Annotated in this window: 18 protein-coding genes and 4 tRNA genes; 14 read left to right on the top strand and 8 right to left on the bottom strand. The window is 64.2% G+C overall.

Annotation, left to right across the window (positions count from 1 at the left end):
• Positions 1-176: 176 nt before the first annotated feature.
• From FHY18_RS06590 to FHY18_RS06540, 11 genes are all read left to right on the top strand, one after another.
• Positions 177-395, top strand: a complete 219-nt coding sequence (locus FHY18_RS06590; protein WP_259153949.1) for a hypothetical protein — start codon at positions 177-179, stop codon at positions 393-395.
• Positions 392-679: a hypothetical protein gene (locus tag FHY18_RS06585; RefSeq protein ID WP_259152887.1), complete on the top strand. Its 288-nt coding sequence runs from the start codon at positions 392-394 to the stop codon at positions 677-679. Before FHY18_RS06590 ends, FHY18_RS06585 begins: the two co-directional genes overlap by 4 nt.
• Positions 679-951, top strand: coding sequence for a hypothetical protein (locus tag FHY18_RS06580; protein WP_212580280.1), 273 nt, complete (start codon positions 679-681; stop codon positions 949-951). Before FHY18_RS06585 ends, FHY18_RS06580 begins: the two co-directional genes overlap by 1 nt.
• Positions 952-1,029: 78 nt before the next feature.
• Complete coding sequence (locus tag FHY18_RS06575) at positions 1,030-1,455, top strand: hypothetical protein (RefSeq protein WP_259152884.1); 426 nt, start codon at positions 1,030-1,032, stop codon at positions 1,453-1,455.
• On the top strand, positions 1,448-1,630 hold the full coding sequence (locus tag FHY18_RS06570) for a hypothetical protein (protein WP_259152883.1): 183 nt from the start codon (positions 1,448-1,450) through the stop codon (positions 1,628-1,630). The genes FHY18_RS06575 and FHY18_RS06570 overlap by 8 nt, the downstream gene beginning before the upstream one ends.
• The gene (locus tag FHY18_RS06565) at positions 1,623-1,895 is read left to right on the top strand and encodes a hypothetical protein (RefSeq protein WP_259152882.1); all 273 of its coding nucleotides are present in this window, start codon (positions 1,623-1,625) and stop codon (positions 1,893-1,895) included. Before FHY18_RS06570 ends, FHY18_RS06565 begins: the two co-directional genes overlap by 8 nt.
• Positions 1,892-2,116, top strand: a complete 225-nt coding sequence (locus FHY18_RS06560; protein ID WP_259152881.1) for a hypothetical protein — start codon at positions 1,892-1,894, stop codon at positions 2,114-2,116. Before FHY18_RS06565 ends, FHY18_RS06560 begins: the two co-directional genes overlap by 4 nt.
• Positions 2,113-2,385, top strand: coding sequence for a hypothetical protein (locus tag FHY18_RS06555; protein ID WP_259152880.1), 273 nt, complete (start codon positions 2,113-2,115; stop codon positions 2,383-2,385). The genes FHY18_RS06560 and FHY18_RS06555 overlap by 4 nt, the downstream gene beginning before the upstream one ends.
• The gene (locus tag FHY18_RS06550; RefSeq protein ID WP_259152879.1) at positions 2,382-2,591 is read left to right on the top strand and encodes a hypothetical protein; all 210 of its coding nucleotides are present in this window, start codon (positions 2,382-2,384) and stop codon (positions 2,589-2,591) included. Before FHY18_RS06555 ends, FHY18_RS06550 begins: the two co-directional genes overlap by 4 nt.
• Positions 2,588-2,809, top strand: coding sequence for a hypothetical protein (locus FHY18_RS06545; protein WP_259152878.1), 222 nt, complete (start codon positions 2,588-2,590; stop codon positions 2,807-2,809). Before FHY18_RS06550 ends, FHY18_RS06545 begins: the two co-directional genes overlap by 4 nt.
• On the top strand, positions 2,809-3,993 hold the full coding sequence (locus tag FHY18_RS06540; RefSeq protein ID WP_259152876.1) for an integrase: 1,185 nt from the start codon (positions 2,809-2,811) through the stop codon (positions 3,991-3,993). The genes FHY18_RS06545 and FHY18_RS06540 overlap by 1 nt, the downstream gene beginning before the upstream one ends.
• Here the strand turns inward: FHY18_RS06540 and FHY18_RS06535 are convergent.
• The 5 genes from FHY18_RS06535 to FHY18_RS06515 all read right to left on the bottom strand — a co-directional run bounded on the left by FHY18_RS06535 (position 3,990) and on the right by FHY18_RS06515 (position 5,166).
• The gene (locus FHY18_RS06535; protein ID WP_259152875.1) at positions 3,990-4,715 is read right to left on the bottom strand and encodes a hypothetical protein; all 726 of its coding nucleotides are present in this window, start codon (positions 4,713-4,715) and stop codon (positions 3,990-3,992) included. The two genes, FHY18_RS06540 and FHY18_RS06535, sit on opposite strands and share 4 nt — an antisense overlap.
• Positions 4,702-4,777, bottom strand: a tRNA-Lys gene (locus FHY18_RS06530). Before FHY18_RS06530 ends, FHY18_RS06535 begins: the two co-directional genes overlap by 14 nt.
• An 84-nt stretch (positions 4,778-4,861) precedes the next feature.
• A tRNA-His gene (locus FHY18_RS06525) sits at positions 4,862-4,938 on the bottom strand.
• Positions 4,939-4,970: 32 nt separating this feature from the next.
• A tRNA-Arg gene (locus FHY18_RS06520) sits at positions 4,971-5,047 on the bottom strand.
• Positions 5,048-5,089: 42 nt separating this feature from the next.
• Positions 5,090-5,166 (bottom strand) — tRNA-Pro (locus tag FHY18_RS06515).
• Positions 5,167-5,317: 151 nt separating this feature from the next.
• Between FHY18_RS06515 and FHY18_RS06510 the strand changes: the two genes are divergently transcribed.
• On the top strand, positions 5,318-6,079 hold the full coding sequence (locus tag FHY18_RS06510; protein WP_259152874.1) for a Bax inhibitor-1/YccA family protein: 762 nt from the start codon (positions 5,318-5,320) through the stop codon (positions 6,077-6,079).
• A gap of 117 nt (positions 6,080-6,196) precedes the next feature.
• Here FHY18_RS06510 and FHY18_RS06505 read toward each other — a convergent pair whose 3' ends face one another.
• The 3 genes from FHY18_RS06505 to grxC form a co-directional block, all read right to left on the bottom strand.
• Complete coding sequence (locus FHY18_RS06505) at positions 6,197-7,204, bottom strand: isocitrate dehydrogenase (protein ID WP_259152873.1); 1,008 nt, start codon at positions 7,202-7,204, stop codon at positions 6,197-6,199.
• 528 nt (positions 7,205-7,732) lie between these two features.
• A complete protein-coding gene (locus FHY18_RS06500) occupies positions 7,733-8,128 on the bottom strand; it encodes a carboxymuconolactone decarboxylase family protein (RefSeq protein WP_259152871.1) in 396 nt (131 codons plus the stop codon).
• Complete coding sequence (gene grxC / locus FHY18_RS06495; protein WP_259152870.1) at positions 8,125-8,430, bottom strand: glutaredoxin 3; 306 nt, start codon at positions 8,428-8,430, stop codon at positions 8,125-8,127. Before grxC ends, FHY18_RS06500 begins: the two co-directional genes overlap by 4 nt.
• Before the next feature lie 149 nt (positions 8,431-8,579).
• Between grxC and FHY18_RS06490 the strand changes: the two genes are divergently transcribed.
• Together FHY18_RS06490 and phoB are read left to right on the top strand one after the other, a co-directional pair.
• Positions 8,580-10,226 carry a M48 family metalloprotease gene (locus FHY18_RS06490; protein WP_259152869.1) on the top strand — a complete coding sequence of 549 codons (1,647 nt, stop codon included), beginning with the start codon at positions 8,580-8,582 and terminating at the stop codon, positions 10,224-10,226.
• A 177-nt stretch (positions 10,227-10,403) separates the two neighbouring features.
• Positions 10,404-11,093 (top strand): phosphate regulon transcriptional regulator PhoB, encoded by a 690-nt coding sequence (phoB, locus tag FHY18_RS06485; protein WP_002806631.1) that lies wholly within the window; start codon positions 10,404-10,406, stop codon positions 11,091-11,093.
• Positions 11,094-11,141 lie beyond the last annotated feature (48 nt).

The following is an 11,141-nucleotide window of genomic DNA, read 5'->3' as shown; positions in this document are numbered from 1 at the left end:
GCGCTTTTTTTTCGCTCGCTGTGCAGTCGCGGGCGTTTGCCAGCCAGTTCTATGGCGGGCGGTGTGCGGAGGCCTTCGGGCCTGCCGGTTCCGTTGACCGGTCTGTCAACCGCGCACCGTCCGCCACCTCGTTTGACAGCGTCGTGGCGGACTCCAACTACAACGGAGCCTGCACCATGACATACGACGCTCAAGAAGCGCCGGCCAATGCCGCGCGTCAGATCGCCCATTACTTCGGCCTGATCGCCAACACCCTCGATTGGAACCACACCGCCTGGCTCGCCCTGCAGGCGAAGCTACAGGCCATGGGCAAGGCGCCCGAAGCACTGACGCTGGCCGATGTCGAGGCCGCCATTTCCACCACCAATGCCGACCTGGCAGAGGTGCGCCAGTGAGCCGCCGCGACTTGCATAAAGCGCTGCGCCTCGCTCCCGGCGTCTACCTGCTCCTGCAGATCCGGGCGACCGACGTGCTAGCCGAGCTGTATGCCGATGGCTTGCATGATCGCGCGCCAGTCATGTTCGCCTGCAGCGCGATCAAAAAGGCTTCCGAGTTGTTCCTGGTCGATAACGGCACTGGCCTGGCCATTGGCTCGTTGCACGTTGTGATGCCGGAAGCCGAGGCCGCCGCGCTGCAGGAATGGGTAATCGATCGCATGCCCACATTGGAGGTGGCTTGATGGACGCTGCTCACCCGAACTTACAGCTGCCGGCGGACGCCGATTTCTCGATCAACGAAGAGGAGCAATACCGCCTCTGGCGCGCGTACCACGCGGCCGCATTGCTCGCGGCGCTGACCAATGATGTCGCGATCGAGGCAGGCATCAATCACGACGGACCGGCAGCAGTGGCCGAGTACATCCGCCACGAATTACTTGATGTGCTCAACGGCGCGCAGCGTCTGCGTGAGCCTGACCCCAGCATCCCGCCATCCGGCGCTGACCTGATCTAACCCCGCAACAGCGGGCCGGCGGGCGGTGCTGTAACACCGCCCCAAGGCCCTCCACCAACGCAACTCAGGAGAGTCGATATGCAACAGCACACTGGAACACGTCCAGCCACGGCAGCACGTCCGTTGGTTTTGAGCACCGGACCTGGAGCGGAGGCTAGCACGCCGGCCGTCGTCGCCTACGATCGCGGCATGGGTGACTGCTCGGCGACCATCACCATGCACGTCACGCATGGTGCGGTGGTAGTCACCGCCACTCTGAACATGGGACCGCTTCGCCAGGTGCGTCAGTCCTGGGAACGGCGTCGCGGCACCGGCACTGGCTGGAAACTCATCGACGGCCCCCGCCTGTGGACGACGGCGGAAGACCGCATCAGTACGGAACTGGCCGAGTTCATGGACGGCCTGGACTTCCCCTTCGATCTGGCCAACATGCTGCCGCGCAGGCCCACCGCGGCTGCGGCCGCTGCGATGGCGCAGGCCGAACGGGAGGTGGCCCATGGGTGAGCTGCTGGCTTTGGCAATGATCCTGGCGCCGGCGGCCGGTGGTGCCCTGGTCTACAAGCTGTGGACCTCGCGCCGTCCGCGCCGCACTCAGACCGGCCTGGCTGTCGGACAGGTGCCGCAGCGGCTACATCGCCGCACGCGCATGGCCGTGCGGCGGGAGGCTGCTCATGGCTGATTCCGTCATCCTCCTCGGCCCGCAGGGCAGCGCCAAATCACTCAACGCCGAGGCTTTGTGTCAGAAGCTGGGTCTGCAGGAGGTCATCGAGCTGGACGATATGTTGTTCGCGTTCCGCGCTGATCGCCTGGAGTCTTCCGGGCAGCTGATCCTGACCTGCGACGAACAGCAAGCGCACACCTGGTCGGTTCGCTGGGGTTTGCGCCTCATGCGTGTCGATGAAGCACGCACCCAGCTCGGCACCGCATGGAGGACGCAGCCATGAACCTGCAGCGCACGATCGAAATTGCCCGCGCTGCCGCGCGTATGGGAGAGCCTGGCACCTTGTCCACCGGAGAGGCGCTGACCGCCGCTCTGGTGCTGAATCGTGCCGATTGGCTGGCCGAGATGGACTACACCATTGCCCAGGCGCTGGACCGGATCGACTCCGACACCGTGCAGCATCTTCGGGACGCCGAGCGCGTGCTGCGCCGGGAGGTACCGTGACGCAACGTCAGGTCGACCACGATAATCCTCTGCCGCCCTGCAGGAACGGCCACATTGCTCGCCATATGCTCGATGCCCGCCGCCCCGAGGCGGGCGGCGGGCACTTCATCGAGTGCGTGTGTGGGCGCACGCAGAAGCATCCCAGCTACGAGCTGGCCATGATCGAATGGCGCCGAGCGCATCGGATCCGCGCAGCACGCCAGCCACGTCACTGCGCCCCAAACGTCGTGCAGCTCGGTCTGCGCTTCACTGGCGCGCGCCAGCGATGATCGAGGGCGCGAACATGGAAGGGTTTCGCAGGGCTTGCGAGGCGCGCCACTGGCTTCGGCAGGGCTACGTGGATGCAGCCAAGGTGCGAGAGCTACGGCTCCGCATCGCGGCCCAGCGCGGCTACGTCGCAGCTGACGTGCTCGTGGAGGAAATGCGCGAGCAATGGCGGCGCAGGCGGGAGTGGATCGGGGGACAAGGCGCGTGAGCAGTCCGGTGATTACGTTCGAGGATCTGCGTCGCCTCTGCGCGCCGATCGGTCCTGCTCCCCGTGCATCCACAGTAGTGCGCTGGGCCAGCGATCAGGGCATTCGCTTCAAGTACGACGGTCGCGGCGGCATTTGGACAACCGTGGACGCACTCAATGCCGCGCTTGGCCTGCATACCGCTCAGGGAGAAACGACAAACACCATGGAGCTGATCTGATGGGACGCGGTAGAAAACGGAAGTTCAACCCGGATATTCCGGCACATATTGACCAAGCAGCGCTTCCTAAGGGCATCTATTGGGAAGACAACCGCTGGTATCTCTTAGAGGCTCATCCCGAAGGGGGCCGTCCGCGAAAGAAGACGGTCGCCCATGCTGATATCCGGCTTTCCGAGCTCCACAGCATTGCTGAAGCCGCCGCCGGCAATGAGGCCCGGGGCACATTGGCTTACCTCGCGGAGCGCTTCGAGGAGTCCACGGAATTTGCAGAGCTGTCGAAGGACACACAGCGGGATTACCGCTGGTGCGCGCAGACCGCGACTTCGTATGTGCTCAAGGATGGTTCGCTGCTCGGCAAGATGCAGATTGCGCGCATCAACGTGCCGGCGATGCAGCGCCTGGTCGAGACCCTAGCGGGAGGTCGGCCAGCAACCAAACTGCAGCCGGCAATCGAACCGCGCCCGAGCAAAGCCAACCATGTCTTGCGCTACCTGCGCCGCACCCTCGGCTGGGGCATCCGCATGGGCCTATGCGAGAACAACCCTGCTAAGGGTGTCCGCCAGGCGAAGGAGCGCGGCGAGCACAACATGCCCGAATCCGATGTATTTGCCACCGTGCTGACCTTCGCGCTCGAGCGCGGCAGCCTCAAGGCACATACCCGTGGCAGCGTGCCGCCTTACCTCCACGCCGTGATGCTGCTGGCCTATAACGTGCGCTTGCGCGGCATTGAGGTCACAGACCTAACGGATGCCCATGCTGAGAAGGAGGGGATTCGAAGCAGCCGCCGTAAGGGTTCAAGGGACACTGTCACCGCATGGAACGATGATCTCCGTAACGCATGGGCATGGCTTGCGGCGTACCGACAGAAAGCGATGCAGGCGCATGGCCGCCCTGTACAAGTGAAGCCCGAGAGACGCAGGCTGTTGGTCAATCAGTCAGGTACGCCTCTCAGCAAATCAGCGCTCGACAGCGCTTGGCAACGGATGATCCTGCTGGCGATCAAAGATGGCGCGATAACGGCTGAGCAGCGATTCAGCCTGCACGGTCTGAAGCATCGTGGCATCACCGATACCGTGGGCACACGTGCGGACAAGCAAGAAGCTGCTGGGCACGCCACGCAACAAATGACAAACCGCTACGCACACGATTTACCTGTTGTGCCGCCCCCTAACTTCGCGCGCTAAATGATTGAGGGGTTCATCACAATCTGCCGAGAACCGGGCTCACCTTGAGGAAAGAGATCACGCTCAACCTGACTTCGGCATACGACCAAGGCTGCAGCCTCTATCGGATGCAGTCGTTTGACCACTGACACCACCAGATCGCAGTACCAAAGGACCGAGCAGATGATTGCCAGCGTCTCGGCGTAAAAATCGATGGCCCCTTGCACATCATTCGAAGAAAGGAGAGCTTGAGGGCTATCCACTGGATGTTCAAAAAGCCGCTGCATGTCAACTTCAAGGCTTTCTATGAGCATGGCCAGCTTGGGCACAAGCGCAGGCAGCTGATCCGGCAGTGTGCCCGCCCTTTCACGCGCTCCCTTAATGACGACTGCAACTTGCGCTGGAAGCTTCACCTGCATACCGAAAACGCGGCCAGCCTTCGCTGCGCTTGCGTGGGCCACCAATCCATCGACGTATTGACGACGTCTAACAATCTCAGCAATGGCGGCAGCCTCAGCAGCGACCGCAACTGCAAGGGACTTAGACTGCCGCCTTTCTCTCCGAGTTTCGGTGAACCACCCAATTCCACCTGTAACGATCGCCCCAGCTAGGACGCCAACGAAACCAATCCACCCAGTAAGCATCCACGCCTCCCCGCCAATTTTCCCGGCAATTTTCCCGACGCAAAGAAAAACAGCCACTTGGCTTGCGCTAAGTGGCTGCTTTAATTGGTGGGCCGTCAAGGATTCGAACCTTGGACCTATTGATTAAGAGTCAACTGCTCTACCAACTGAGCTAACGGCCCTGAAACTGAGTCGCGCATGATATGCGCTTTTTTGCTTCGTTGCAACACCCCGCGACGCATCGGGTCAAACTTTCTTGCTATCAGTGGGGTGGCTGAGGGGACTCGAACCCCCGACATCTGGAATCACAATCCAGTACTCTAACCAGCTGAGCTACAGCCACCACTGAAAACCTGCTTCCTACCGTACCGCCGATGGCGCGCCCGACAGGACTCGAACCTGTAACCGCCGGCTTAGAAGGCCGGTGCTCTATCCGGTTGAGCTACGGGCGCCCGGACCGAACTTCGCATTCCCACGCCGTCAAGAGCTCGGAATGGTCGGGGTAGAGGGATTCGAACCCCCGACATCCTGCTCCCAAAGCAGGCGCGCTACCAGACTGCGCTATACCCCGGCGGGACCCTTCCATCCCGAAGGCTGGAAAGGTCGGCTATTTTGGGAACGATTGGCCTCGCTGTCAATCATTTCCGTGTAAATCGGGCGATCCGGTATCCTCGCTGCAACGCTCACCCATACGGCGAGCACCACCTTCATGGAGAACACCTATGCGTAGCGGTAACCCGGCCCTTCGGGAATCCACGTTCCTCGACCTCGGCTCCGGCTCGGTGGTCACCCGCGATGGTCAGGCGATGACCCTCAACGGCACCGTCAACAAGACCGGCCTGCTGTTGCTGATGGCGGTACTCACTGCCGCCTTCGCCTGGTCGCAATCGATCGGTGCCGACGGCATGCCGCTACCGGCAGCACGCCTGTACATGATCGCCGGTGCGATCGGCGGGCTGGTGTTCGCACTGGCGACCAGCTTCAAGCCGACCTGGGCACCGGTCACCGCACCGCTGTACGCGCTGGTGGAAGGCTTCTTCCTGGGCTCGATCTCGGCGGTCTACGAGGCGCGTTTCAACGGCATCGTGTTCCAGGCGGTGCTGCTGACCTTCGGCACCATGTTCGCGCTGCTGTTCGCCTACCGCAGCGGCATGATCAAGGCCACGGAGAACTTCAAGCTGGGCGTGGTAGCGGCCACCGGCGGCATTGCGCTGGTGTATCTGGCGACCATCGTGCTGGGCTTTTTTGGCGTGCGCATTCCCTTCATCCACGACTCGGGTCTGATCGGGATCGGCTTCAGCCTGTTCGTGGTCGTGGTGGCCGCGCTGAACCTGGTGCTGGACTTCGACTTCATCGAAAGCGGCGTCGAACAGGGCGCGCCCAAGCACATGGAGTGGTACGGCGCGTTCGGCCTGATGGTGACGCTGGTGTGGCTGTACATCGAGTTCCTGCGCTTGCTGTCGAAGCTGCAGTCGCGCAACTGAGCCGGGATTCGGGATTCGGGAATCGCAACAGCGGTTCCTCGAGCATCTGGGTTTCGAGCAAAAAGAAAGGGCGCCTGGGCGCCCTTTCTTTTTGTCTTTTTGCTGTAGCGATGTCGCTCAGAGGCGGCTGGCGATGGCCTTGGCGAAGCCCATGGTGTTGCCGGTGCCGCCCAGGTCGGGGGTCAGCGCGTCCTTGGCTTCCAGGGTGGCGACGATCGCTTCGCGCAGGCGCTCGGCGTTCTGCGGCTGGCCGATGTGGTCCAGCATCTGCGCGGCGCCCAGCAGCAGCGCGCACGGGTTGGCCTTGCCCTGCCCTGCGATGTCCGGCGCCGAGCCGTGCACGGCTTCGAAGATCGCCGCATCGACACCGATGTTGGCGCCCGGGGCCAGGCCCAGGCCACCAACCAGACCCGCACACAGGTCGGAGATGATGTCGCCGAACAGGTTGGTGGTCACGATGATGTCGAACTGCTCCGGACGCATCACCAGCTGCATGCAGGTGTTGTCGACGATCATTTCCTGGAACTCGATTTCCGGATACTGCGCGGCCACGTCGCGAGCGACTTTCAGGAACAGGCCCGAGGTCGACTTGATGATGTTGGCCTTGTGCACCGCGGTGACCTTCTTGCGGCCGGTGGCGCGCGCCAGGTCGAAGGCGTAGCGCACGATGCGCTCGGAGCCCTTGCGGGTGACGCGGGCGCCGGAAACGGCCACTTCGCCGTCGGCCGAGACTTCCTGGCCTTCGCTCAGGTAAGCGCCTTCGGTGTTCTCGCGCACCGTGATCAGGTCAACGCCATCGGCGAAACGCGACTTGGTGTTGGGGAACGACTTGGCCGGACGCACATTGGCGTACAGGTCGAACTTGCGACGCATGGCCACGTTGATCGAGCTGAAGCCCTCGCCGACCGGCGTGGTCAGCGGGCTTTTCAGCGCCACCTTGTTCTTGGTGATCGACGCCAGAGTGGACTCGGGCAGCAGATCGCCGTGCTTTTCCAGCGCGACCAGGCCAGCGTCGGCGTACTCGTAGGTCAGGCCAGCCTGCAGCGCGTCGAGCACGAACAGCGTGGCATCCATGATCTCCGGGCCGATACCGTCGCCGCGGATGACCGTGATTGTCTGCGTCATAACGTTGGGTTTCCGAACTTGAAGGGGGGAGCGCCAGCCGTTAACCCGGCAAAGCGGCGCAAGGAGGTTTCACCGGCAATTATGCCCGATGCCGGTGACGGCGCCCAAACCGACCTTGGTCTAAGGCATCGCGGCTCGCCGGCAAGGGCGAGCGCGTTGCTGCTGCAGCAGGCGATTCACCAGCGCGACGGCGGTCGTGCGCACCAGGCCGCCCGGCCAAACGCTGCCGGCAAGACGCCGCGGAGCGAGGGACCTAGGCGGCCAGATCCGCCAAGGCCCATCCGGATGCGATCCCACCTATCGGACGGCTATCGCCATCGCAACGGCAGTCAGGCGCCCTCGTCGACAGGCCGCCAGGTCGGCAAGCGGCCAGGAGACAACCCAGCCCCTCTCGGCTGGCAACCCCGAGCGCATTGCCAAAACGGGACGCGCCGCCTCAACGGCGGCGCGTGAACTGCTTTTACGAATCCCCACTCCCAATCCCGAATCCTGACCGGCACTCGCCAATCAGCCGCCTACGGGTGTCCATCAGGCATGCGCATGCTGCTCGGGAGGCTGTGCGCCGCCTTCGAGCTGATCGAGGAAATCCACCGCGCGGCGCAGGTGCGGGATCACGATGGAGCCGCCGACCACCAGACCGACCGAGAAGGTTTCGAAGAACTCTTCACGGGTGACGCCTGCTTCCTTGCACTGCGCCACGTGGTAGCTGATGCAGTCGTCGCAGCGCAGTACCATCGAGGCGACCAGGCCGAGCAACTCCTTGGTCTTCACGTCCAGTGCGCCGGCCTGGTAGGTCTGGGTGTCCAGCGCGAAAAAACGCCGTACGACCTGATTGGGCTCGGCCAGGATGCGCTGGTTCATGCGCTGGCGGAATTGCGTGAACTCGCGCAGGCGATCGGCGCTACCGTCGTCGGAACCACTCATGCCTGACCGCCTGCGGCGGCGAACAGCGGTTCGAGTTTGCCGGCGCGATGCATGGCCATCATGTCGTCGTAGCCGCCCACATGGACGTCGCCGACGAAGATCTGCGGCACGCTGGTGCGCCGGGCCAGGGCGACCATCTTGTCGCGCTCGGCCGGGTCGAGGTCGATCCGCACCTCGGTCCAGGTCTGGCCCTTGCTCTTGAGGAAGTTCTTGGCCGCCACGCAATACGGGCAGATGGCGGTGGAATACAGGGTGATCTGCGGGCCGGTGGCCGCATCCTGCACGTTGGTGTCTTGGCTCACGGGAAACTCCGTGGTGGGTTTGAGGTCTGACACATGGTAGCGGGCGACTGGAATTTCCATGTCGTCACCGCAACACTGTGGATTAATTGCCGATTCACGCCGCTGCGCTGCGCTGCCCGCATGCTCCGCGCACCACCTGGGAGTTCCACTTGCGCCTGCTTCCGCTCGCTACCGCCCTCACCCTGGCCCTCGCCATGGGCGTGGCACCTGCGCAGGAAAGTCGCCTGCCCGATATCGGCTCGTCGGCTGGCGAGCTGCTGACTCCGGCCCGCCAGGCCGAGTACGGCAAGATGATGCTGGCCGAGTTGCGCAACTACGACTACGTGCTGGACGACCCGCTGATCGGCGACTGGCTGCAGACCATGGGTACCCGGCTCGGCGCCAACAGCGACCAGCCGCAGCAGCCCTTTACCTTCTTCATGCTGCGCGACCGCCAGATCAATGCGTTCGCCACGCTGGGCGGCTATATCGCGGTCAATGCCGGGCTGGTGCTGACCGCCGAGCGCGAGGACGAAGTGGCCGCGGTGCTGTCGCACGAAATCGCCCACGTCACCCAGCAGCATGTGCTGCGCGGGGTGGAACGCGCCCAGCGCGACCAGATCCCGATCCTGCTCGGCATGCTGGCGGCAGTGGTGGCGGCGCAGCAGGCCGGCGGCAATTCCAAGGGCGATGCCACCATGGCCACCATCACCAGTGCGATGGGGCTGATGCAGCAACGCCAGATCGACTACACCCGCTCCAACGAATCGGAGGCCGACCGGCTGGGCATCCGCACGCTGGTCCGCAGCGGCTACGACGTGGACGCGATGGCCGGCTTCTTCGAGCGCATGTCGGTTGCGATGCGCGCCAACGAGGGCGGCTACAGCGCACCGGACTTCCTGCAGACCCACCCGGTGACCACCACCCGCATCAGCGAGGCCAAGGCGCGCGCCGAGCAGATGAAGAAGAACACCGTGGTGCTGACCACCTCGGTGCCGGGCGGAACGCGCCAGGAGCGCGTGGACCCGGCCGATCCATCGTTGTCGGAGCCGTTGAGCCGCAACGGTAACGCGCTGCTGCCGTATGCGCTGCGATTGCCGGTGGATGCGCTGAGCCGTGGCGGCGACCAACAGGGTTTCGACTGGGCCAAGGAGCGCCTGCGCGTGCTCAGTGCGAGCACGCCCGATGCGGCCATTCGCGAATACGAAAACCTGCGCCGTAGCGCCAAGCAGGGCCTGACCGATGCACAGCGTTACGGGCTGGCGCTGGCGCAACTGCGCAACAGCGGGAGCCGGCCGAGCGAACCGGTGGCCGAGCTGGCCGGCCTGCTGGAAGCGCATCCGGACAACCTGTGGCTGGCGCTGGGCCTGAGCGAGGCGCAGGCACGCGTGGGCCAGCGCGAGGCAGCCAACGCCCGCTTCGATGCGCTGCTCAAGCGGCTGCCGAACAACCGTGCGGTGGCGCTGACCTATGCCGGCGCGCTCAACGAACAAGCCAGCAAGGAATCCGGTCAGCGCGCTCGTCAGGTGCTGGAGCCCCTGCTCTACCGCAGCGGCGAGGATCCGTTGCTGCAACAGACCTACGCCCGCGCCTGCGAGCTCGCCGGCGATCATCTGCGGGCCAGCGAGGCCTATGCCGAATCGGCGTCCCTGAACGGGCGCCCGGAGCAGGCCCTGATCCAGTTGGAGGCGCTGAAAAAGAAGGACCTGGACTATGTGACACGGGCGCGTGTGGATGCGCGGATTGCCGCAATCACGCCGACCGTGCTGGAACTGCGTCGTCAAGGTATCCGCGACCCGGATCTGTCCACGCAGTGACATCGGGTCCGCGAATACGCATCGCGCGGCATGCTGCGCCTGGCTTCACCGCGCCCGCAGCGGTTCAGCCCGCTTCACAGAATGACAGCCTGGCAGGAGGCAACGCCCGCCATGTCACATTAAAGTCACAAAACCGTAGTCTACTGGCGATCACCAAAGCCAGACGGTAAGCCCCGCGTGCAGAAACGCATTCTGATCGTCGATGACGAACCCGCGATCCGCGACATGGTGGCGTTCGCGCTGCGCAAAGGCGAGTTCGAGCCCATCCATGCTGGCGACGCGCGCGAGGCGCAGACCGCCATCGCCGACCGCGTGCCCGACCTGATCCTGCTGGACTGGATGCTGCCGGGCACCAGCGGGCTGGATCTGGCACGGCGCTGGCGCAAGGAACAGCTGACCCGGGAGATCCCGATCATCATGCTGACCGCGCGTGGCGAAGAGAACGACCGTGTCGGCGGGCTGGAAGCGGGCGTGGACGACTACGTGGTCAAGCCCTTCTCGGCACGCGAGCTGCTGGCGCGTATCCGGGCGGTGATGCGCCGCACCCGCGAGGACGACGAGGACGGCAGCGTGGCCGTGGGCCGCCTGCGCATCGATGGCGCCGCGCACCGGGTGTTTGCCGGCGATGCGCCGGTGCCGATCGGCCCGACCGAATACCGGCTGCTGCACTTCTTCATGACCCATCCCGAGCGCGTGTACACGCGCACCCAACTGCTGGACCATGTCTGGGGCGGCAGCGTGTACGTGGAAGAGCGCACCATCGACGTGCACATCCGCCGCCTGCGCAAGACGCTGGAACCGTTCGGCCTGGAAAACATGGTGCAGACCGTGCGCGGCTCGGGCTATCGTTTTTCGTCGGCAACCTAGTACATGCCGCACCGCGACCCGGCCGCCGATCGGCCGGGTCGCCTGCCT

Origin of the sequence: Xanthomonas sp. 3793 (assembly GCF_024806835.1) — a bacterium.
In the GTDB taxonomy this organism is placed as follows: domain Bacteria; phylum Pseudomonadota; class Gammaproteobacteria; order Xanthomonadales; family Xanthomonadaceae; genus Xanthomonas; species Xanthomonas arboricola_F.
The sequence above is the reverse complement of the archived record's forward strand: the minus strand, read 5'-3'. Positions and strand labels throughout refer to the sequence as shown.